The 21,883-nt window shown below is 58.6% G+C and carries 22 protein-coding genes, 1 tRNA gene and 2 pseudogenes; 11 read left to right on the top strand and 14 right to left on the bottom strand.

What is annotated here, in order from left to right; all coding sequences use genetic code 11:
* Positions 1 to 886 (bottom strand): DMT family transporter (locus tag ACM6IR_RS11360; RefSeq protein WP_414907789.1); only part of this gene is annotated, 886 nt, incomplete at its 3' end.
* A gap of 278 nt (positions 887 to 1,164) precedes the next feature.
* Between ACM6IR_RS11360 and ACM6IR_RS11355 the strand changes: the two genes are divergently transcribed.
* The 3 genes from ACM6IR_RS11355 (at position 1,165) to ACM6IR_RS11345 (ending at position 2,598) form a co-directional block, all read left to right on the top strand.
* Complete coding sequence (locus ACM6IR_RS11355; RefSeq protein ID WP_414907788.1) at positions 1,165 to 1,746, top strand: DJ-1/PfpI family protein; 582 nt, start codon at positions 1,165 to 1,167, stop codon at positions 1,744 to 1,746.
* Positions 1,747 to 1,760: 14 nt separating this feature from the next.
* Positions 1,761 to 2,066 carry a ribbon-helix-helix domain-containing protein gene (locus ACM6IR_RS11350; protein ID WP_414907787.1) on the top strand — a complete coding sequence of 102 codons (306 nt, stop codon included), beginning with the start codon at positions 1,761 to 1,763 and terminating at the stop codon, positions 2,064 to 2,066.
* Positions 2,067 to 2,253: 187 nt separating this feature from the next.
* A complete protein-coding gene (locus ACM6IR_RS11345) occupies positions 2,254 to 2,598 on the top strand; it encodes a YegP family protein (RefSeq protein WP_414907786.1) in 345 nt (114 codons plus the stop codon).
* A gap of 117 nt (positions 2,599 to 2,715) precedes the next feature.
* Here the strand turns inward: ACM6IR_RS11345 and ACM6IR_RS11340 are convergent, their stop codons facing one another.
* A complete protein-coding gene (locus ACM6IR_RS11340) occupies positions 2,716 to 3,735 on the bottom strand; it encodes a DUF4917 family protein (RefSeq protein WP_414907785.1) in 1,020 nt (339 codons plus the stop codon).
* 141 nt (positions 3,736 to 3,876) lie between these two features.
* On the opposite strand from ACM6IR_RS11340, the gene yiaY reads away from it, so the two are divergent.
* The 5 genes from yiaY to ACM6IR_RS11315 all read left to right on the top strand — a co-directional run bounded on the left by yiaY (position 3,877) and on the right by ACM6IR_RS11315 (position 8,275).
* Positions 3,877 to 5,025 (top strand): L-threonine dehydrogenase, encoded by a 1,149-nt coding sequence (gene yiaY, locus ACM6IR_RS11335; protein WP_414907784.1) that lies wholly within the window; start codon positions 3,877 to 3,879, stop codon positions 5,023 to 5,025.
* 326 nt (positions 5,026 to 5,351) lie between these two features.
* Positions 5,352 to 5,990 carry a LysE family translocator gene (locus ACM6IR_RS11330; protein WP_414907783.1) on the top strand — a complete coding sequence of 213 codons (639 nt, stop codon included), beginning with the start codon at positions 5,352 to 5,354 and terminating at the stop codon, positions 5,988 to 5,990.
* Between the two features lie 84 nt (positions 5,991 to 6,074).
* A complete protein-coding gene (locus ACM6IR_RS11325; RefSeq protein WP_414907782.1) occupies positions 6,075 to 7,421 on the top strand; it encodes a diguanylate cyclase domain-containing protein in 1,347 nt (448 codons plus the stop codon).
* A 116-nt stretch (positions 7,422 to 7,537) separates the two neighbouring features.
* A complete protein-coding gene (locus ACM6IR_RS11320; protein WP_090181100.1) occupies positions 7,538 to 7,696 on the top strand; it encodes a KGG domain-containing protein in 159 nt (52 codons plus the stop codon).
* A 75-nt stretch (positions 7,697 to 7,771) separates the two neighbouring features.
* On the top strand, positions 7,772 to 8,275 hold the full coding sequence (locus ACM6IR_RS11315) for a DUF4142 domain-containing protein (RefSeq protein WP_414907781.1): 504 nt from the start codon (positions 7,772 to 7,774) through the stop codon (positions 8,273 to 8,275).
* A 63-nt stretch (positions 8,276 to 8,338) separates the two neighbouring features.
* Here ACM6IR_RS11315 and ACM6IR_RS11310 read toward each other — a convergent pair whose 3' ends face one another.
* A complete protein-coding gene (locus ACM6IR_RS11310) occupies positions 8,339 to 8,749 on the bottom strand; it encodes a low affinity iron permease family protein (RefSeq protein ID WP_414907780.1) in 411 nt (136 codons plus the stop codon).
* A gap of 346 nt (positions 8,750 to 9,095) precedes the next feature.
* Here ACM6IR_RS11310 and tam point away from each other — a divergent pair, with 346 nt between their 5' ends.
* A complete protein-coding gene (tam, locus tag ACM6IR_RS11305; RefSeq protein ID WP_414907779.1) occupies positions 9,096 to 9,866 on the top strand; it encodes a trans-aconitate 2-methyltransferase in 771 nt (256 codons plus the stop codon).
* A 419-nt stretch (positions 9,867 to 10,285) separates the two neighbouring features.
* Here the strand turns inward: tam and ACM6IR_RS11300 are convergent, their stop codons facing one another.
* From ACM6IR_RS11300 to ACM6IR_RS11290, 3 genes are all read right to left on the bottom strand, one after another.
* The gene (locus tag ACM6IR_RS11300) at positions 10,286 to 10,549 is read right to left on the bottom strand and encodes a short-chain dehydrogenase (RefSeq protein ID WP_201119435.1); all 264 of its coding nucleotides are present in this window, start codon (positions 10,547 to 10,549) and stop codon (positions 10,286 to 10,288) included.
* A gap of 482 nt (positions 10,550 to 11,031) precedes the next feature.
* Entirely contained in the window at positions 11,032 to 11,439 is a 408-nt protein-coding gene (locus tag ACM6IR_RS11295) for a type II toxin-antitoxin system HicB family antitoxin (RefSeq protein ID WP_414907778.1), read from the bottom strand.
* A 37-nt stretch (positions 11,440 to 11,476) separates the two neighbouring features.
* Positions 11,477 to 11,656: a type II toxin-antitoxin system HicA family toxin gene (locus ACM6IR_RS11290; RefSeq protein ID WP_007984690.1), complete on the bottom strand. Its 180-nt coding sequence runs from the start codon at positions 11,654 to 11,656 to the stop codon at positions 11,477 to 11,479.
* 680 nt (positions 11,657 to 12,336) lie between these two features.
* Here ACM6IR_RS11290 and ACM6IR_RS11285 point away from each other — a divergent pair.
* Together ACM6IR_RS11285 and ACM6IR_RS11280 are read left to right on the top strand one after the other, a co-directional pair.
* Positions 12,337 to 12,531, top strand: a complete 195-nt coding sequence (locus ACM6IR_RS11285; RefSeq protein ID WP_414907777.1) for a hypothetical protein — start codon at positions 12,337 to 12,339, stop codon at positions 12,529 to 12,531.
* A 131-nt stretch (positions 12,532 to 12,662) separates the two neighbouring features.
* Positions 12,663 to 12,845, top strand: coding sequence for a hypothetical protein (locus ACM6IR_RS11280; protein ID WP_414907776.1), 183 nt, complete (start codon positions 12,663 to 12,665; stop codon positions 12,843 to 12,845).
* A 90-nt stretch (positions 12,846 to 12,935) separates the two neighbouring features.
* On the opposite strand, the pseudogene ACM6IR_RS11275 reads toward ACM6IR_RS11280, so the two are convergent.
* The 8 genes and pseudogenes from ACM6IR_RS11275 to uca all read right to left on the bottom strand — a co-directional run.
* A pseudogene (locus tag ACM6IR_RS11275) lies at positions 12,936 to 13,102 on the bottom strand (DUF4113 domain-containing protein); the annotation flags it as partial.
* Between the two features lie 211 nt (positions 13,103 to 13,313).
* A tRNA-Gly gene (locus ACM6IR_RS11270) sits at positions 13,314 to 13,387 on the bottom strand.
* A 160-nt stretch (positions 13,388 to 13,547) separates the two neighbouring features.
* Positions 13,548 to 14,432, bottom strand: a complete 885-nt coding sequence (locus ACM6IR_RS11265) for an alpha/beta fold hydrolase (RefSeq protein WP_414907775.1) — start codon at positions 14,430 to 14,432, stop codon at positions 13,548 to 13,550.
* A gap of 312 nt (positions 14,433 to 14,744) precedes the next feature.
* Positions 14,745 to 15,437, bottom strand: coding sequence for a pseudouridine synthase (locus ACM6IR_RS11260; protein ID WP_414907774.1), 693 nt, complete (start codon positions 15,435 to 15,437; stop codon positions 14,745 to 14,747).
* Positions 15,438 to 15,495: 58 nt separating this feature from the next.
* Complete coding sequence (locus ACM6IR_RS11255) at positions 15,496 to 15,690, bottom strand: cysteine-rich CWC family protein (protein ID WP_414907773.1); 195 nt, start codon at positions 15,688 to 15,690, stop codon at positions 15,496 to 15,498.
* Positions 15,683 to 15,907, bottom strand: a pseudogene (locus tag ACM6IR_RS11250) (diguanylate cyclase domain-containing protein); the annotation flags it as partial. The pseudogene ACM6IR_RS11250 and the gene ACM6IR_RS11255, both read right to left, overlap by 8 nt.
* Positions 15,908 to 16,134: 227 nt before the next feature.
* Entirely contained in the window at positions 16,135 to 17,913 is a 1,779-nt protein-coding gene (gene atzF / locus ACM6IR_RS11245; protein ID WP_414907772.1) for an allophanate hydrolase, read from the bottom strand.
* Positions 17,914 to 17,938: 25 nt separating this feature from the next.
* Positions 17,939 to 21,580 carry an urea carboxylase gene (gene uca, locus ACM6IR_RS11240; protein ID WP_414907771.1) on the bottom strand — a complete coding sequence of 1,214 codons (3,642 nt, stop codon included), beginning with the start codon at positions 21,578 to 21,580 and terminating at the stop codon, positions 17,939 to 17,941.
* Positions 21,581 to 21,883 lie beyond the last annotated feature (303 nt).

Here is a 21,883-nt window from a genome sequence, read left to right as displayed (position 1 = left end):
CCGTGGCAATGCGCGCGGATTTGACTGCGGTCTTACGCCCCAGCATCACCGTCACGATCACCCCGGCAGCAAACAGCCAGGTGATGGGCTCGATGTGCTCACCGAAGAACAGCGCCGAAAAGGCGATGGTGAAGAAAATTTGCAGCAACTGGATCTGACTGACCCGGGCAATGCCCCCCATGGCCAGCCCGGCGTACCAGGCGAAGAACCCAATGAACTGCGAGAACAACGAGACATAACCAAACGCCCACCAGGTCTTGGCCGAAATCTCGCCTTGATGTTGCAGCGCCAGGTACACCACCGGCCCGATCAGTAGCGGCGTCGACAGCACCAGCGCCCAACAGATCACCTGCCAGCCGCCCATCTCCTTGGCCAACCGTCCACCCTCGGCGTAACCCAGGCCACCCACGGCAATCGCGCCGAGCATCAGCAAATCACCCGCCTGAATACTGCCGGCTCCGCTGATCAGCGCATAACCGAGTACCAACGCACTGCCCAGCGCGGCGCAGGCCCAGAAGGATTTTGACGGTCGCTCATGGGACAGCCACGCAGCGTACAGCGCCACGCACAACGGTTGCAGGCCGTTGACCAGTGCTCCGTGGGACGCCGGCAAGGTTTGCATCGCCCAGGCCGAAAGCACCGGGAACCCGAGGATCACCCCGGCGATCACCAGCGTCAGGCCTTTGATCTGTTTCCAGGTCGGCCATTTCTCCCGACGCCACAGCAACAGCAACGCCGCCGGAACTGCCGCGAACAACGCACGGCCCAGGCCGTTGAGCAGCGGATGGAGTTCCTGCACGACAATCCGCGTGAAGGGCAGGGTAAGGCTGAAAATAACAACGCCGAGCAGGCCCAGGGCCATACCGGTATTTTCGCGCGAGGACATGATGGCAACCAGAATCGAGGGTGGCGGGAAGTGCGTTTATATAGCCACAAACCTGGTGACTGCCGCTGTTACAGCTAGGCGCAGAGTTATCCGTACAGTTTGAAGGCCTCTTCGCGAGCAGGCTCGCTCCCACCACATTGGAATGCATTCTCCTGTAGGAGCGAGCCTGCTCGCGAAGAACGATAACGCCGTAGTAGCTGGTTATTACCCGACCCCGCAGATAAGGACTACCTTGAATACTCCTGCAGGCCCACGTTTTTCCCAAAGGAGTCCTTTCCATGGCTGCTAAAAAAATCCTGATGCTGGTTGGCGATTACGTCGAAGACTACGAAGTGATGGTGCCGTTCCAGGCATTACTGATGGTCGGCCACACGGTGCACGCCGTTTGTCCGGACAAAAACGCCGGCCAGACCGTGCGCACCGCCATCCACGACTTCGAAGGCGACCAGACCTACAGCGAGAAACCGGGTCACTTGTTTGCCCTGAACTTTGACTTCGCCAAGGTCAAATCCGAAGACTACGACGCGCTGCTGATCCCCGGCGGTCGTGCGCCGGAGTACCTGCGCCTGAACGAAAAAGTGCTGGAACTGGTGCGTGCGTTCGACAAGGCCGGTAAACCGATTGCCGCCGTGTGCCACGGTGCACAATTGTTGGCAGCGGCGGGGGTTCTCGAAGGTCGCGAGTGTAGCGCCTACCCGGCCTGCGCGCCGGAAGTGCGCCTGGCTGGCGGGACGTTCATCGATATCCCGGTGACCGAAGGTCACGTTCAAGGCAATCTGGCCACTGCTCCAGCCTGGCCGGCGCACCCGAACTGGCTCGCGGGTTTCCTCGGGTTGCTGGGCACCAAAATCACGCTGTAACGAGGGACGTTCCCATGTGCGAGCTCTACGTCAAAGCCGATCCGATTCTCTACGAATCGCGCTCCCGCTCGCTGCGCATCTGCGGGGTGGTCACCACCTTGCGACTGGAGAATCAGTTCTGGGACATCCTCAGTGAAATCGCCGAGGTCGATGGCATGACCACCAACCAGTTGATCGCCAAGCTGTATGAAGAGGTGATGGACTATCGCGGCGAGGTGGTGAATTTCGCCTCGTTCTTGCGGGTGAGTTGTACGCGGTACCTGAGTCAGCGGCGGGTGGTTGCGCCGGAATTGTCAGTGGTGCGCACGGCGGTGAAGTAGGGCAAATCGTGTCGCCCCTTTCGCGAGCAGGCTCGCTCCCACAATGGAGTGATGTACACAACTCCACTGTGGGAGCGACGGTGCGGCGATCCGACCTGCTCGCGAAGGGGCCGGTACAGGCGACAAAAATCTTCGCCTGGTCTTTACTCTTTGGCGCGAACCCTCTCAATTGCCAAGGAGAACGAGCATGTCCGGATGGTACGAAGTGAGCAAAACCAGCAGTGGCCAGTTTCGGTTCGTACTGAAAGCGGCCAATGCTGAAATCATTTTGAACAGCGAGCACTACACGACCCGCAGTGCTGCGGATAACGGCATCGCCTCGGTGCAGAAAAACAGCCCGCTGGATGACCGCTACGAGAAAAAGACCACCAAGGATGGCCATCCATACTTCAACCTCAAAGCCGCGAATCACGAAATCATCGGTAGCAGCGAGGCTTATTCCTCCGAGGCTGCGCTTGAGAAAGGCATCGCCAGCGTCAAGGCCAACGGGCCGACCAGGGTGATCAAGGACAAAACCTTGCCGGTGCTCTGAACACCTGTAGGAGCGAGCAAGCTCGCTCCTACAGGGATTGGTGCACACCGCAGATCCAGTGTGGGAGCGGCGGTGCGACGAATCGACTTGCTCGCGAAAGCGTCAGCCGCATTGCCGCTAAACTTCGACTGGCACCGTCAGCTTCGGGCTACCCAGTGCATGGGTCTTCGAATCAAAAAAACGCAATTCACAGCCCGTCCCCTCAAACACCTTCGCGTAATGCCGCTTCTGGTGCTGGATGAACGCCTTGCTGCGCGGATAAATCGAGATCGCCAGCACGGTCGGTTTCGCCTGGCGCAGCGCATGAGTAATGTGGCTGTCCTGCTCACCCAGCGCATGACCAAACAGGCACAACCCTTCGCCATGACTGAGCAACTGGTCGTAGCAAAACGACAAGTAATCCGAACTGCGAATGGTCTTGAGCTTGTCCTGCTCCGGTCCTTCGTTCACAAACAGCGGCACGTCATCGAGGGTCTTGATCGTGTTGTTGATCGCAAAACTTCCCAGCAGGGTGCCCTCGGTCGACATGAGTTTGCGCGCCGTGCCGTCCTGATTGCGCACAAGGTGCAGCCCGCCATGCAGGTACAACAAGCGGGTTTTATCGGTCGCCGTGGCGCTCAGGTCGAAACCCGGCTCGGCACCCTGGAACAGATCGGTGATGGCGTCAGGCTGGTGTTGAATCGCCCAGTAACTGAGCAAATCATAGTTGGTGGTAAATACCGTCCGATAGTTGCGCAGTTCCTGATTGATCGTCGCCAGTGTCGAAGGCACTACCAGTCGCCACGGGATATGCACCGCGTGGACGGTGTTGATCAGTGCTTCCTTGATCGCGTAGTAGCGATTGCGCGGCGCGGCGGAGCTGACGGCCAGGGACTTGTTGACCCGGCTGGTGGTTTTCAGCGCGCTGAGCACTTGCTCGAAGCTACGCGTCTGTAGAGCGTCGAACACACTCAGCTCGGACTGGCTCAGGGGTTTTTCTTCGACGGTGCGGGCGTTTTCAAACAGCGAGTCGTAGCCGAAATCGTCCCACACTGCGCGGCTGGCGCCGTTACCCACCAGCAGGCCGCTGAACGAGGCGGTGGTGCGCAAGGCGTTCCAGTCTTCAAGTTGGGCGTCAACATCCTGGAAATCGGTCATTGCGGTCTTCGTCTCAAAGCAAAAGGTCTGATGGGCGGCGACTTTATCACGACCGGGACTTGAGCCAGATCAAGTTACCGCACGACTGATGGGTCGATCCTACGGGCACCCGCTGATTCGACCCCGTCAGGAGATTCGCATATGAGCAGCACGTTTTTTATCCCCGCCGTGAACATCATGGGCATCGGTTGCCTCGACGAAGCCATGGACGCCATCGGCAAGTACGGTTTTCGCAAGGCGTTGATCGTCACCGATGTCGGGCTGGCCAAGGCTGGCGTGGCGAAGATGATTGCCGAGAAGCTGGCGATACAGGATATCGACGCGGTGATCTTCGACGGTGCCAAGCCCAACCCGAACATCGCCAACGTCGAGCGTGGTCTGGGCCTGCTCAAGGAAAGTCGCTGTGATTTCGTGGTGTCCCTGGGCGGTGGTTCGCCCCATGACTGCGCCAAAGGCATCGCCCTGTGCGCGACCAACGGCGGGCAGATTCGCGACTACGAAGGCGTCGATCGATCCGCCAAGCCGCAGTTGCCGCTGATCGCCATCAACACCACCGCCGGCACCGCCAGCGAGATGACCCGCTTCTGCATCATCACCGACGAATCGCGCCACGTGAAAATGGCGATTGTCGATCGCAACGTCACGCCGCTGCTGTCGGTCAACGACCCGGCGCTGATGGTTGCCATGCCCAAGGGCCTGACCGCGGCGACCGGCATGGACGCGCTGACCCACGCCATCGAAGCCTACGTATCCACCGCCGCCAACCCGATCACCGATGCCTGCGCGCTGAAGGCGATCACCTTGATCAGCAACAACCTGCGCCAGGCCGTGCTCGACGGCAGTGACATGACCGCACGGGAAAACATGGCGTACGCGCAATTCCTCGCCGGCATGGCCTTCAACAATGCGTCCCTGGGGTTCGTCCACGCCATGGCCCACCAATTGGGTGGTTTCTATGATTTGCCCCACGGTGTTTGCAACGCCGTGCTTCTGCCTCATGTACAAACCTTCAACACGCTGGTTTGTGCCCATCGCTTGACCGATGTGGCCCACGCAATGGGCGCAGACATCCGTGGTTTCAGCCCGGAAGAAGGCGCACAGGCGGCCATCGCAGCCATTCGCACCTTGGCCAGGGATGTCGAGATTCCCGCCGGTTTGCGTGAACTCGGCGTCAAGCTCAACGACATCCCGGCCCTCGCCACCAACGCCTTGAAAGATGCGTGTGGCCTGACCAATCCACGGGCGGCGGACCAGCGTCAGATCGAAGAGATTTTCCGTAACGCGTTTTGATATCAGCACGGTAACGCCGCGGCTCCGCTGCGATAGCGGATTCATGTGCCGGCTCCTTCGCGAGCAGGCTCGCTTGTACACATTGGAATGCGTTCCCCTGTGGGAGCGAGCTTGCTCGCGAAGGCTGACTAACATTCAATGAATGTTTTCTGACCTGGCTCGTCCCCGCGTCCTGCTGGAAATGCGCGGCAGCGGCACAGCCGAAATCGAACGAGCCCTGACAACCGGATTAAGCCCGCATAAAGTTCTTCGACAATCAGTCAGTCGATGTGCTGGGACCTGAGATAGACTTGCGTCCATTCACCAGGTAGTTCAAAAGGTTTCCAATGACCCCAACGCTGCTAATGGCCGTCCTCGCTTCCGGTTTTATCTATGGCATCACGCCAGGACCGGGTGTGCTGGCGGTGTTCGGCATCGGCGCGGCCCGTGGTCGACGGGCGGGGGCGGGGTTTCTTTGCGGGCATTTGCTCGGGGACGTGGTCTGGTGCAGCACGGCGCTCGTTGCGATTGTGGGGGCGAGGGAAATCGGCAGCACGGCGTTCGATGTGCTGGGTGTGCTCAGCGGGCTCTATTTGTTCTGGCTGGGCCTGCGCGCGGTTCGTGCCCGTCGCAGCAGCGCCGAAGCGCCTCAAGGCCCGGCGCGGCAACCGTTCTGGCACGGCATTCTGTTTGGCCTGACCAATCCGAAAGCGTACCCGGTGGCGGTCGCAACGTTCACCGCGCTGCTCTCCAGTCGTGCAGAGTTGCTCCATTGGTCGATGTTGCCGTGGCTGATCGTCCTGAGCTTCGTCGGCGGTCTCATGGCCTACGCTATCCTCATTGGCATTGTCGGTGCGCAGCAGGTACGCACGTTGTATCAACGGCATGAGTTGCTGATCACCCGGCTGTGCGGGGTGATGTTTATCGGTTTTGCCATCAATGCGCTGGCGCATGCGTTGCCGGGGTTGGTGACGAACAAGGCTTGATACTGGTCGCCTGGATGCGCCAGTTTTGCTCATGGGCAAGGATGGTTTCTTTTTGCTGCATTGTCCGGACACACTCTCTGCACCATGGCAACTAGAAATTCCGCGCCGTTGGCGAGCTATCTCGATCTGTTGCTGGACGCCGTCTGCGCAGTCGACAAGCAAGGTCGCTTCGTATTTGTCAGTGCGGCCTGCGAGCGTATTTTCGGCTACACCCCGGACGAGCTGATCGGACAGTCAATGATCGATCTGGTGCATCCGGCCGACCGTCAACGCACCCTTGATGCCGCACGGGACATCATGGGCGGCGAGCCCAAGCTCAACTTTGAAAACCGTTATATGCGCAAGGATGGCCGAGTGGTGCACATCCTTTGGTCGGCACGCTGGTCAGAAGTCGACCAGTTGCGCATCGCCGTGGCGCGCGACATCACCGAGCGCAAGCAGGCCGAGTCCCGGCAAGCGGCGTTGTATGCGATCTCCGAAGCGGCCCACGCGGCGGAGGATTTGCTGGCGCTGTTCAAACGCATCCACCTGATCATCGGTGAATGGTTGCCGGCGCTGAATTTTTCCGTCGCACTGTACGACACACACTGTGCGCAACTGAATTTCCCCTATCACGTTGACGAACAAGAGCAGCAACCCGAGCAGCCCGGAACGGTCATCGGGCGGCTGTGTACCGAGGTCATTCGCACCGGCCTGCCGATTTTGCTGACTCCGGATCAGGACGTTCCACCCGCAGGATTCGAGGGCCTGGTGGCTCAACAGAATTCGCCTTGCTGGCTGGGGGTGCCGTTGAACTCGCAAAACGGCACCATCGGCGCGCTGATCGTCAAAAGCGTACCGGGTGGCGAGCGCTACACCGAGCAGGATAAGGAACTGTTGCAGTACGTTTGCGCCCAGGTCGCCACTGCGATCGAGCGCAAACAATTGCATGCCCGGCTGGAGCAGATGGCCCAGTACGACCAACTGACCCAGCTCCCCAACCGCGAATTGCTCCGCGACCGTCTCAAAGCTTCGCTGATGGTGGCTCGTCAGGAGTGCGGTCGAATGGCCTTGCTGTACGTCGACCTCGACCGTTTCAAACAAGTCAACGACACCCATGGCCATGCAGTCGGCGACATGTTGCTGCAAGCGGTCGCCAATCGGCTCAAGGGGTGCGTGCGGGAAACCGACACGGTGGCGCGCATTGGCGGTGATGAGTTTGTGGTGTTGTTACACAGCATCCACGCCTCGGAAGACGCCGACGGCGTCGCGGGGAAAATCCGTCAGGTGCTGGCTCAGCCGATGCGTCTGGACGGGCATAGCCTGAACATCCAGACGAGCATTGGCGTGGCGCGATACCCCGACCACGGCACAGAAGAAAAGCAGTTGCTGCGACATGCCGATGAAGCCATGTACAGCGCCAAGCGCGAGCATCACCTGCGACGGGTCTGAGCATTCGCCGCCGTTCGTCGCGGCGCTGCCAGGTTTTCTAAACCTTTTTGGGGATCGAAATTCAGATTCTATGCGGGCTCCTGCTCGCTGCAATCATCACCAAGAGGTAGAGAATCATGCCTAATTCAAGAAACTCGAACTCGGGAAACTTCGCCAACGATCGAACGAAGGCGTCTGAAGCCGGTCGCAAAGGTGGGAAAACTACCACCACGACTGTCGACAAAGACCCTGCGAAACCAGAAATGGGTCGCAAAGGTGGTCAGAAATCCAAATAGTGGGTGAAGGTAGTTTTGATTGAAAGGCGGGGGCGAAAGCTCCCGTTTTAATTTTATTTTGAGGAGGGCGCGACCATGAACCGGATGGCCACCCGATTACGCAATGCCGGTTTTGCCGCGTTACTGGGCCTGTGTGCCAGCAGTGCCTTTGCCCAGTCGCCCGCCGAATTCATCAACGATGCCTCGGCCAAAGGCATGGCCGACATCGAGGCCAGTCGCCTGGCGCATCAGAAAACCGAATCCAAAGAGGTCAAGGACTACACCATCATCGTCATTAATGACCGCACCACCGCCAATCAGCATCTGGCGAAAATCGCCAAGCAACTTGATTTGCCGGTGGCGCCACGCGAAGAAGTGGCCGACAAGGCCAAAGCCCTGATGCCGCAAGTAATGGACGGCGCGAGCTTCGACCAGGCCTACGTCGCCAGTCAGGTGAAAACCACTCAGGAAGCCATCGAGCAACTGCAGCAGGTGGCGCAGACCACTGAGGTGCCGGAAATTAAAGCCTTCGCTGAAGAAACCCTGCCTAAATTGCAAAACCATCTGCAAATGGCCAAGGCACTGCAAGCGAGTCGCTAATCTGGGCCCACGTGACAAAAAAAACGGCGCGCAACCTCGGTTACGCGCCGTTTTGCTGTTGGATTAGCACTGATTCCAGTTTGTTTTTCTCTTGCTTTGAGTGGCTACCCCCTCCAGTGCAACGGTTTCGCTTTCACCCATGGAGCGGTAATGCTTGCGCAGCGCTTCCAACTGTTTCAGGTCCAGCGATTCCAACCCCAGCATTGCGTTCTGCGCTTCCTTCGTCACCCGTATCAACTCATCGACTTTCAAATGCAAAATATCCGTGTCGCGGTTCTGCGTGTTCTGAATCAGGAACACCATCAGGAACGTGATGATGGTGGTCGACGTATTGATGATCAGTTGCCAGGTGTCGTCGAAATGAAAAATCGGCCCGCTTAACCCCCACAGGAAAATCAGAATAATTGCCCCGAGAAACGTCCGCGGACTGCCGGCCCACAGGGCGAGCTTCTGAGCGACTTTTGCGAATTTCATTGCCGTGTTCCTCGTGGGGATGCGCCTGATTTTGTGACAGCGCCGTCGGGATGAAAATTCTGATGAGATTTTCGTATTTCGCGTGCAACGCAATTCTGGTAGCAGCTGGCGAAGCCTGCGTTCGGCTGCGAAGCAGTCGTAAAAACTGAAACCACGATCTCCCTGACATACCGCATCGCTGATTTCACGACTGCTACGCAGCCGAACGCAGGCTTCGCCAGCTGCTACAGATTTGGCGTTGCTGCTGATACTTGAGTTCTGGATAGGGAAGAGAGCATGAGTCGAGGTATCGTAGCGAACCGGTTGTCTGCCCCTGCCCACGACAACACACCGACAGGAGAACGCAATGAGCTGGTCCGCCAAGCAATACGTCGCTTTTGAAGATGAACGCACACGTCCGGCTCGGGATCTGCTCGTGGCGATCCCGCCCGTGGAGGTGCGCTCGGCCATCGACATCGGTTGCGGCCCCGGCAACTCGACCGAGTTGCTGGTAGAGCGCTTCACCCACGCCACCGTGCGTGGCGTGGACAGTTCAAGCGATATGATCGACGCCGCCCGCAAGCGTTTACCGCATGTGCAGTTCGACACCGTTGATATCGGAACCTGGGACAACAACGGCCCGTTCGACGTGATATTCGCCAACGCGGTGTTGCAGTGGCTCCCCGATCACGCAACGTTACTGCCTTCGCTGGCCGCCAGATTGACCAAGGGCGGTAGCCTGGCCATTCAAATGCCTGACAACCTCAACGAGCCGTCCCATCGCCTGATGCGCGAAGTGGCCGCAGATGGCCCGTGGGCCAGCAAGTTGGCGGACGCCGCCGGGCTGCGGACGGAAATGGCCAGTGCCAGTGCTTACTACTCGATGCTGCGGCCGCACTGTGCACGAGTCGATGTCTGGCGCACCACTTACCATCATCCACTGGCGGGCGGTGCGTCGGGCGTGGTCGAGTGGTTCAAGGGCAGCGGTTTGCGGCCATTTCTCGAACCGCTGGATGAGGCGGAAAAGGCGCAATACCTCAAGCAATATCACGCTGCGATCGAGCAGGCTTATCCGGCGCTGAGCGATGGCTCGGTGCTGCTGCCGTTCCCGCGATTGTTCATCGTCGCGACCCGCTAGTGCAAAAACGGGCCGGATAACGCTGAACGTTATCTGCGTCTTTTCCTGGCACTCAAGTACTCAAAAATAAACGAAGCAAAGCCGAACAACCCAATCATTGAGATGATTATGATCCCGAACTCTGAATGGTCCATGCTGACCTCTACGTGAAGGGTGAGCTGGCAGAGTAAGGTATCTATTGTCAGGCTCAATGCAGTGCTACGGCTTCTTTACTGGCTCGCCGGAATCTATACGCAAACTATATGTGGGGCGGTAAAAAACGCTGAGCGCTGAACGCCAGTCGTTCCCCAGTCATTGACATGCTGGATGCTGAAACCCGCGCCAATCAGGGAAAAACACATACATTTTCTGTAGCAGCTGGCGAAGCCTGCTGCTACAGATAGAGGACGCCTTAATAGGCGCCCCGTGTCACGTCAGAACTATTGCGCATCCATACGTCGAGCAATGACGTCCAGCACATCGCAACCGTCGCGCAAGGGTATGCAGCAAAGCAATGCGAAGTCGCTGAGTATTACCGAGTCAGTTGTGATATCGCCGCGCATGGCGAGGTTTTCAAGGATCTGCGTCACCGCGCCAATTCTGTAGCGGGCGGTGCTGAGCAGTGAATGCAGCGGTTGGGTAGTGTTTACATACAGCGAGGGGAGGTCGTCGGCGTTGCTGGTTAAAGCCATATATTCATTCATGAGTGATCACCATGTAGGAGGAAGACTTACCACTCAATCGTCGCCAAACAATAGGGTGGTAGCTGTACGCGGGTTGGCGAACCGGGCCATGGTAAAACCGGCAGACCCTAAGGTCTCCCACGCACAGCCACCAAAAACGAGGCAGCCAAGTGCGTTCAAAAGCGCTCCGAGAAATCCTCGGAGGCTTCTGTACCATGGCATCGAGTCGCCAAACCCGATACGCCATTTTGGGCGCGGGTCGACTATAGGCTTCATGGTAAAAACACAGCAATGCGCAAGTGTACGGACAATTCCCAGAGTAGTGTAGGACGTTGCCTTTTTGAAAATCGGCCTCGCTCGGGGCCCCGTAGAAAGGGCAGCAGGCATTCAATTTGGCCGGCAGTGAATGAAGGGTCACAGGGGAAGAGTCAGCGTTCCACTAAATCCCGCCCACAAAAAACCGGCCACTCGGGGCCGGTTCATACCTCTCTGAAATAAGGTCATCAGCTCTGCTGCAACACCTTAAGTGCTGCGGAGGCCAGAAAGCCTGATCGGCTTTTCTCTTCCGGATGATGCAGCACGTATTCGTCAATGCGGTTGAGCAGATAGCCCGGCAGCGTGATGTTCAGCTTCTGGGCTTTTCCCAGATACTTGGTAACATCGATGTCCACCACGGCCCATGTACAACCTGCGTACCGCGGATTGGCCGCATGCAGAGTGACTTTGTTCGCAGGCGGAATCGGCGAACCGTCCTCAGCCAGAATGTCGAAATGGCCCTCAATGGCTTCGCGAGCCATGGCCATCGCATCGTCCAGATCTTCCCCGGCAGAAAAACAACCAGGAATGTCCGGTACTTCCACGCCCCAAGCGTGTTCGTTATCGCCCATTGAAATCGCAATTGGGTAAAGCATGTTCATTGTCCTCCTGGGACGCCGCGCATTGAGATCGTCAGAGCAGCGCCTGTTGCAAAATACTTATGGCCGTTTTTTTGAGCAGATCCTTTTTCGGATGAGGAACAGTCACCAGCCCCGGTTTGGTCGGATGCTTAAAGTGATGATGACTGCCCCTGATTCGAACCAGGTACCAGCCATCCGCAACGATTTGGCTTATCAAAAATCGGCTATTCACATCACCTCCCTGTGGTGTGCTTCGATGGTTACTATACCTACTAAATTTTGATGATCAACACTATAACCACTGATCCTTCTCGGGAACCGATGAATAGGTGGTAGGAACGAGTCTAGGAGGAGGTGAGGAGAGGGGGCGGGGGATCGCTTCAAATGAGGTGTTTTCTGTATTGCAGGGTTTTGCACCCCCCGTAGAGCTCGTGTAGCTCAATTTTCAGACACAAAAAAACCGGCCATCAAGGCCGGTTTTTTTTACCTTCATCCCCCGTCAAAGAACGACGTGAGATCAACATTCGATTGGAGCGGGTGAAGGGATGATCTTCCGACATCCAACTAATTGTGTTTCAACAGATAAGCCCACCCCCGATAGGGTGGTAACTCCGGGTTTCCAAGCCCGATCGCTGAATTGTCAGCGACGTCTAAAGAGTATCCCGACGAAACAAGTGTCAACAAGACGATCAATTGACCGAAAAACAGTTAACGCTCTTTCATACGCAACTCTCGGATTTTGCCTACAAGCTGAGCAGGAGTCACCCGCTATCCACAGCTGAGTAGATAGGAAATAGTGCTCCGCAGAACGGACTGCACGATTGGTGAAAAGCGATTGACGTCCGACAGATTTTGCCGGCTTCGCAGAAAGCGGCGCTTAGGGCGGCGGCTTAAACCCGAGAAGGATGATCAATGCTCCAGAACGACCGCGAAAATTTAGAGCTCGATAAACTACTGGTCGAAACCCGAAAATTGTTGGCTGAGACTCGCAAGCTCACGGCCGAAGAAGCGAAGCTGAAGCAAGAGGTCCTCTGGTACCCATACGCAGTAGGGGCAGGGGTAGTGACCGCCATTGTCGCCGTTGTGGGATTTTGGACTAAAATCTGAGCGCTGATTCGCCACAACACGCAGTATCCACCCTACATCGCTGGTACTTGAGCTTTGCAATCACACGGCTCACATTGCCAGGAACGGTTCACTGACTCAACACGGCCCGCGACCCCGGAGGAGAAAGAGACATGTCCACACATCGTAGTAAAGCAAGCATTGAGCAATTACATCGTGACGTAGAGGCTTTAGCTGAAGAGATGAGGCGCCCGGTCCCGACCACAATTCGCGCTACGTTGTTGCCGTTCAGCATCGGTGCTGCGTTCGCCTTGACCCTGTTTGTCGTCGTCGCTTTTGTCGCAAAGCATGTTTGATTTTCTGTCGGCTCAGATACCTTTTTTCGTACTATCGGAGGCACTGAAACAAATTTCATCGCTGCGCGGTCCCTGGCTGCCTCTCTCTAACTAACGCTTATCGGCAATTACCGTCCACAACTGATCAAGCCGCGTCGTATAACTCTGACTCATCATTTTCCGCCGCATAGCCCTATCCGATTGGTCGGCACGCTTGCTGACGGTAGCGTCCCTCATCCCCAACGGCTGTTAACCTGATCCAGCATCTCCATCAACCGAGTTGCCTCGGTGGCTGGTCCGGGTAGACGCGTGAATTTCTCTTTGACCCAATTGAACGCGATAGCGAGCCGGGATGGTGATGCGAAGGACATAGATTCCGCTCGAACGGCGCTAGAGGTTGTTGCGTTGCGTCACGTTGTAGGAGGACTACATGACTATCTCGCTTTCTACTCGATGGATTTCAGAGAAATCGATGAGTTAGAAGAGAAGTGGAGCGGGTGAAGGGAATCGAACCCTCGTTATCAGCTTGGGAAGCTGGAGTAATGCCATTATACGACACCCGCTCAGAGCGCTGACTTTGTACCAGATGTGCGCGTGGAAAAGAAGTTTTTCTTTGCGTGCGATGGCTTTAACACCGGATGAAACACAAGCAGGGACCGCGTGATAGTCATTCGCGGGCAAGCCTGATCCTACAGGGCAGGGCTTGCTCGCGATGACTCTGTTTCAGATTGCCAATGCATGGTGATCCTGAACGTAATGGTAACGCGGTCGGCTTTCATGCTGTGCCGGCTTCAGGAAACCCAGCAATGCCTTGCGGCTGTCTCGGCAGGCGGCTTTGTGTTCCATGTCGAGAAAGTGCCCGGTCGCATCCAGCGTCGTAAACGTGGCGTTTTGCACGTGATCGGCGAATAACCGGGCGCCATCGGCGGCGGTGTATTCGTCCCATTCGCCGTTCATGAACAGTACCGGCACGTTGATTTTCTTCGCAGCTTTGAAAAAGCACTGGCGATCGCTGTGCAGCAGGTCGCTGATGTGGAAGTGCATCTGCCCGTATTCATGGTCGGCCAGGCTGCTGACGTGCCGGTAGTTGAAGCGCTTGAACAGGGTCGGCAGGTGTTTGCCGATGGTGCTGTTCACCAGGTTGCCGACGCGGTCACCGTCCCGGCTGCCGAGGTAGTCAACACCGCGCTCGAGGTAATCGAGCATGTGCGCGTTGATCTCCGGGGAGAACGAGCTGATCACGGCTTTTTCTATGCGTCGTGGCCGGTGGGCCAGGGCGACCAGGGTAGCGGCGCCACCCCAGGAAAACGACAGCACGTGTTCGGCGGCGAAGTGGTCGATCAGCTCCAGGAGGATCTGCCCTTCGACTTCCTTGGTCAGCAATTTCTCGTGCAGGTTGTGGGCTTTTGACCTGCCCGCGTAGGGCTGGTCGTAGCAGACCACATTGAACTGCGGGTAAAGGTTTTTTACGGTTTGTGCAAACGACGCAGTCGTGGCCATCGAGCCGTTGACCAAGATAATGGTCTTCTCTGCAGCGTCTGCGCGATAGAACTCCGTGTAAACCCGGTACTGACCTTGTATATCCAGCACAGCGATTTCTGGCCTCATGTCATAAGACTCCTGGCAAGCGGGTATGCGCGCAAATGAGATTGCACGAGCTTTGTGACAGGTAGGCATATGCCTTGAAATTTTGTGGCCCATGTCGATCCGTACTGCAGGTCGACGGGTATTATTATTGGCGGGCAGTCTGCCGGTCTGAGGCGGAACCTGAGGGTTCTCTAACCGACAAAAAGTTTCTTAGAAGTATGTTGTGACTTGTCAGTCACATTTCGGCTGACGACCTGATTCAAGCAGGGGGAACGCCATCGTGCAAGTGTCTTTCGTAAATTGTTCGACAACTTCTGCTCAGCGGTAGCCGGCTTAGACCAATTGGATCTCTTCATCGCTTAGCGGACGGTATTCGCCCGGTTTCAGCGAGTCGTCGAGCACCAGCGGCCCCATGCGTTCGCGGTGCAGGCGCAACACCTTGTTGTCAAAGTGGCCGAACATCCGCTTCACCTGGTGATAACGGCCTTCGACGATACTCAGACGCGCAGATTTCGGCCCGAGCAGCACCAGCTCGGCCGGCAATGTGGTGAGGTCTTCGAAGGCGAAGTACAGGCCTTCGGTAAATTTCAGCGCGTAGTGCGGCCCGATGTCCTGCTCGGTCTCGACGTAGTAGACCTTGGGCAGTTTGGTCTGCGGTTGGGTCAGGCGTCGCGACCAGCTGCCGTCGTTAGTGATGAGCATCAGGCCGGTGGTGTTGAAATCCAGACGACCGGCGATGTGCAGTTCATCTTTGTCCGGCTCATGGATCAGGTCGAGCACCGTCGGGTGTTCCGGATCACGGGTGGCGCTGACGCAACCGGCGGGCTTGTGCAGCATGAAGTGGCGCACTGGTTTGCCGGTTTGCAGAACCTCGTCGTCAACTTCGACGCGGCTGAATTCCCGGACCTCGGCGTGCGGGTCGCTGACGATGGTTCCGTCGACCCTGATGCGCTTTTCCACCAGCAACAGGCGAACCTGCTTTCGGTTGAAGCGCGGCAGGTTGCTGAGGAAACGGTCAACACGCATGACGGGATATCGAACAGGAAAAGGGCCGCGCATCTTACGTGATCGGCCGGGAGGATGCTTACAACTGCGCCTCGACCTGAGCGCAGCGCGGGCACAGGCAGGATTTGTCGCGCAGCTCGGTCGGTAGTGCTTCGAGTACTGCCGGGTCGATGCTGACGCCATAGCACCAGCAGGCCCGATCGGCGGTGCGAGGATCGGCCAGGGTGCAGTCGTTGGCGGCGCCGCAAGCTGGGCACATTTCTGGTTTATTCATAACTGGAGTGAGTCATTTCTACGCAGGTTCGGTTACGGCCGGATTGCTTGGCCCGGTACATTGCATGATTGGCCCGGGAGAGCAGGGTATGCAAGGTTTCATCGGGCTGCAACGTGAGCACGATGAATTCCTCACCGCCCCAGCGGCAGACGATGTCGGAGTGCCGCAGGCAACTCTGCAGATCCCGGGCGAAGCCCATCAGCACCTGATCGCCGGCATGACAATTCCGTTGGCAGTGACCCGATGGCGGCATTCTAATGGCTCTGTGGGGGAATAGCTGCTCTATGTGCCGCGCGAATGATCGTTCCCGCGCTCCACGAAGATTGCGCCTGGACGTTGTGTGCGAGCCTGCTCTGGGCGGCGTTCCGACGAAAGCGTTTGGTCAGTCACATCAATGCTGGATGAGCTGCCGCCTTCGCGAGCAGGCTCCCACAGGTTTTGATCTCAGCCAAGGGTTTTCAGGTAAGCACGCCATCCGCCTAGATGACTGATATTGGCTGCCCCCTCCAACCCATACGCCTCACAGATAAACCCGCTCTCCCAACGCCCATCCGCCAGTTGCACCTTGCCCAACCCCAGCGGCGCCGGAATCCCGGTCAAAAACGAGCCCAATTCACTGCTCGGCAATTCCCAAACCTCCACCGCAATCGCCACGCCGCCGTCCTTCACCCGAACCATCCCCGGACGAAACGGTGGACCACCGGCCAATGCGTACAGTTGATAGTCCGGTGAACTGAACGTCGTCTCGACCAACCGTGCACCGCGTCGTTTCAGTTGCCAGTTCAATGCCAGCCCATCCAGATGCGCGCCGCACACCACCAACCGCGCGCGATCATTGCGTGCGGCAGTCGTCGGTGCCGATAACCCCGAGCCCTGCTGACGCTGAAAAGCATCCGCCACGCTCAGCAAATATTGATCGGTAAACGCCCGGCCAAACAGCGTTACGCCCCACGGCAAGCCATTGCCCATGAAACCGCTCGGCACCGCGACGGCCGCGTAATCGAGCAGGTTCATGAAGTTGGTGTAGTAGCCGAGTTCCGAATTGCGCAGGACCGGCTCGGCCTCCAATTCCGCCAACGTGACGGGGCGGCCGATGGTGGGGGTGACGACGCAATCAAGATTTGCCAGCGCTTGATCGCACAAGGCTTTCAGGGCTTGCAGCCGGTAGTGGGCACGGAAGGTTTGCACGCCATCGACCGCCGGCGCCTTGGCCAGCACCGCACGAATCACCGGCAGCACCGCTTCTGGATGGTGCTCCATCAACTCGCCCGCCACGCTGTAGCGCTCGGCCACCCACGGGCCTTCATAAAGCAAGCGCGCCGCCTCGAGAAACGGCGTCAAATCCAGCTCCACCGCCTCGCCGCCCAACGCCTGGAGTTGGTCGATGGCATCACCGAACAACAGCGGGCCTTCAGCGCAGCCGAAAAATTGCAGGTCCTGCGCGCGCGGCACGCCGAAACGGAAGGGGCGCGGTGCGCCGAACGCCGAGCCGTCATTCCACAGCGGGTTGTTACGGCTGTAGTCGTCCCGTGGGTCCAGGTGGGCCGTGAGCGCCAGCAGCTGACTCGCTTCCCGCGCCGTCGCGGTAAACGTCGTGACGCAATCGAGGGTGCGGCAGGCCGGCACCACACCCGCCGTCGAGATCAACCCTTTGCTGGCTTTCAACCCGATCAGATTGTTCAATGCCGCGGGTACTCGCCCGGACCCCGCCGTGTCCGTCCCCAACGAGAAACTCGCGACGCCCAGCGCAACCGCCAGCGAAGAACCGGCGCTCGAACCGCCCGACGGATAGTCCGGCAACACGCTGTTCGGGCACGCGCCAAACGGCGAGCGACTGCCGTTCAACCCGGTCGCAAACTGGTCGAGATTGGTCTTGCCCAGCGGGATCGCTCCCAGCGCCAGCAACTGCTCGACGATGGTCGCCGATTGCTCTGGCACATAGGCAAACGCCGGGCACGCCGCCGTGGTGGGAATGCCCGCCAGGTCGATGTTGTCCTTGATTGCAAACGGCACGCCGTACAGCGGCAAGCTGTCGATGTCGCGACCGTCCAGCGCGGCGAGGTAGGGTTCCAGTTCTTCGACACTCAGCAAGTGGATGAACAGGTGATAGTCCGGGTTCAGCGCCGCCGCTTTATCGCGCAGGTTCAGCAGCAGTTGCCGGGGCGTGAGGCTGCCGTCGCGGTAGGCGCTGCGCAGGACGTCGAGTTGTAGATTGATGTTCATGGCGTTAATCCTTTTCAAAATGGGCTCAGTCGAGTTCCAGCACCACGACGCGCTGTCCGGCACGCACCGCCGAACCGGGTTGCACGCGAATCTCGCGCACCACCCCGGCCATGGGCGCGAGCAGCGGGATTTCCATCTTCATCGACTCCAGAATCACCAGCACATCACCCGCTTGAACCCGGCTGCCGGTTTCAACCTGAACCTGCCAGAGGTTGCCGGCGATATGGCTGTCGACGCTCTGTTGACCGCTGGCCAGCGGTGCGTCATCGGTCACTGGCGGGGCCAGTTCTTCGCTGTCGAAATGCGCCTGGCCACTGGCGATCCAGCGCTCGCGTTCAGCGTCGAACGCGTGTTTTTGCTGTTTGCGAAACGCGGCAATGCTCTCGGACTCGTTGTTCAAGAACGCCTGGTAATCCGCGAGGTTCAACTGGCTGTGTTGAATGTTCAGATCGAAACGCCCGAGCGGGAAATCCCGTCGAATGCGCAGCAATTCATCGGCGCTCACCGGGTAGAAACGAATCTGGTCGAAGAAGCGCAGCAGCCAAGGTTTGCCATCGAATGCGGCGACTTCGCGATAGCGGTTCCACATCTGCAAGGTACGGCCGACGAACTGGTAACCACCGGGGCCTTCCATGCCGTACACGCACATATAGGCGCCACCGATGCCCACTGAGTTTTCCGCGGTCCAGGTGCGGGCCGGGTTGTACTTGGTGGTCACCAGGCGATGGCGCGGATCGAGCGGGGTGGCGACCGGTGCGCCGAGGTAAACATCACCCAGCCCCATCACCAGATAGCTGGCGTCGAACACCGTGCGCTGCACTTCGTCGAGGTTCGGCAGGTCGTTGATGCGGCGGATGAACTCCAGATTGCTCGGGCACCATGGCGCGTCCTTGCGCACGGTGGTCATGTACTTTTCGATGGCCAACTGGCAGGCCGGGTCGTCCCACGACAGCGGCAGGTGAACGATGCGCGACGGCACTTGCAGGTCCTTGGCGGCGCACACGGTGTCCCATTCGCCGGCGACGATGCCCAGCAGATCGGCCAGCGGCAGTTGCTCGGGTTGGTAGTGCACTTGCAACGAGCGGATGCCCGGCGTCAGGTCGATCACACCGTGCAGGTGTTTGCTGTCCAGCGCCTGCATCAGGGCGTGGGCGCGGAAGCGCAGGACCAGGTCGAGTTCAGGTGCGCCGATTTCCAGCAGCAAATGCGTATCGCCCGAAAGGCGTGCAACCAGCCGCGTATCCCCCTGCCCAATATCCAACACCACTGGCGACACAACCCCCTGTAGGAGCGAGCTTGCTCGCGATTGCGGTGTGTCGGTTGCATCAATGTTGGATGTGCCACTATCGCGAACAAGCTCGCTCCTACAGTGATTCCATTTCAGGGCGAGATGGCGGGCGGTCTTGAGATCGACCGGGACGAACTGCACTTTGTCCCCGGCCTTGAGCTGCCCAAGCTGCCAAAGGTCCGCCTCGATCACCGTCACCGGGCAAACGAACCCGCCCAGACTCGGGCCGTCCGGCCCCAGAATCACCGGCATGTCCCCGGTGAAGTCCACCGCTCCGATCGCATACGGATTGTCATGAATATTCGACGGATGCAGTCCCGCTTCACCGCCATCGGCACGCACCCATTCCGGCTTCGGCCCGATCAATCGAACACCGGTGCGGCTGGAGTTGAAATGCACTTCCCACTGTGTGGCGAAGAAGGTGCCGATGTAGCGTTCAGTGAAGTATTCCGGCGCACCATGCGGACCGTAGATCACCCGTATTTGCCGCACGGCAGGCAACTCGGTGACCTGTTCTTCAGGGAGTTGATCACCATGGCTGCGGTCGCTCAAGACGGGTACATGCAACACGTCGCCAGTGCGCAACGCACGACCACTATGCCCACCAAACTGTCCGAGGGTGAAGGTGCTTTTGCTGCCCAGATAATCCGGTACTTGCAGACCTCCGCGCAGGCACAGATAGCTGCGCGCGCCGGCACCGGCAATCGTGCCGAGGCTTAGCGTGGCACCGGCCGGAATGAGCAGCGCCGTGTTCATCGCGACGGTTTCACCGTTCAGCACCGGCGCAATCGCCGCCCCGGTGACCGCCACCACTGCATCACAATTGAAGCGCAGCAACGGCCCGTTCATGGTGATTTCCAGCGCCGCGGCGCCTTCGTCGTTACCCAGCAAGCCATTGCCCAGGCGCAGCGCCCGACTGTCCATCGGCCCCGATGGCGGCACGCCGACGGCCCAGTATCCGAGGCGACCGGGATAGTCCTGCACACTGGTTTGCGTGCCGGCACTGAGCACTTCAAAGGTGTTGGCCTGATACACCAGATGTTCGAGGCAACGTGTCCACGGCTGGCCGCTGGCGAAGGGGGCATCAAGCAAAATCTGCCGCAGGTAATCGCGGTTGGTTTCCACGCCATAGAGCAGGCTGTCACCCAAAGCCTGATGCAGATCGGCGCGTGCTGCTTCGCGTGTCGGCGCCCAACTGATGACTTTTGCGATCATCGGATCGAAGTACGGTGGAATCTCGCAACCGGCCTCGACCCAGGTATCGATGCGCAGCTGTTTGCCATCGGCGGCAGGGAAGTTCACGGCCGTCAGCAAACCTGGGCTGGGTTGAAAATCGCGACCCGGATCTTCGGCATACAGCCGCGCCTGAATCGCATGGCCGTCGGCTTTCAAACCCTGGCTCAAATCACTCAGCGGCGGCAAATCACCGGCCGCCAGTTCCACCATCCAGCGCACCAGGTCCACGCCCCACACTTGCTCGGTGACACCGTGCTCTACCTGCAAGCGGGTGTTCACTTCCAGAAAATAGAAGCGCTGATCTTCACTGTCGAAGACGAATTCCACGGTGCCGGCACTGCGATAGTTCACCGCCTTGGCCAGTTTGATCGCCGCTGCACACAGCTCATCGGCCATGCCTTGCGGCAGGTTCGGCGCCGGGGTTTCTTCAAGGACTTTCTGGTTGCGGCGCTGCACCGAGCAGTCGCGTACACCGAGGGCAATCACGTCGCCGTGACCGTCGCCGAACACCTGAACTTCCAGATGTCGCGCGCGTTGGATGTACTTCTCGATGAACACCCCGGCGTCGCTGAAGTTGTTCTGGCCGAGGCGTTTGACCGCCTCAAAGGATTCGCTCAGCTCGGCTGCATTGCGGCAGACGCGCATGCCGATGCCACCACCGCCGGCGGTGCTTTTGAGCATCACCGGGTAGCCGACCTGTAAGCCTGCAATCAATGCCGCGTCGAGGCTGTCGAGCAGTTCGGTGCCTTCGAGCATTGGCACGCCGTGTTGCTTGGCCAATGCGCGAGCGGTGTGCTTGAGGCCGAACACGCGCAGTTGCTCTGGCGTCGGGCCGATGAAGGCGATGTCGGCTGCTTCGCAGGCTTGGGCAAACGCGGCGTTTTCCGAGAGGAACCCGTAGCCGGGATGGATCGCCGTGGCGCCGGTGGCTCGGGCGATGGCGAGAATTTTGTCAACCGCCAGGTAGGTGCTGGCGGCTGCGCCTTCACCGAGGCTTTGGGCTTCGTCAGCTTGCAGCAGGTGCAGGCTCGCGGCGTCGGCTTCGGAGTAAACGGCAACGCCTTTGACCTGCAGTTGACGCAAGGTGCGCAGGATGCGGCAGGCAATCGCGCCACGGTTGGCAATCAGGACTTTTTCGAACATGGCAAAACCCCTGGAGGCGATAGCTCATCAGCCTCGACCTGGGATGCGGGCCGTCCCGCAGTTTTTCGAGATGCACCAGGGCCGTCCCCGATGAAAAAACAGTTCACTTCAGAACATCATGGTCCCCTTGTGGGAGCGAGCTTGCTCGCGATGGCGTCAGCACATTCACCATGGATGTCGACTGATACACCGCTATCGCGAGCAAGCTCGCTCCCACAGGGTTTAGTGGTGTTCTGGAGATTTAAGGCATTGCCCGGAACGGGCCAGGCACAGGGCAAACAACCAATGGCGCAAGCGGGTGAG

The organism is Pseudomonas sp. IT-P253 (genome assembly GCF_949768125.1).
GTDB lineage: Bacteria > Pseudomonadota > Gammaproteobacteria > Pseudomonadales > Pseudomonadaceae > Aquipseudomonas.
This window is presented reverse-complemented; position numbering and strand designations above follow the sequence as displayed.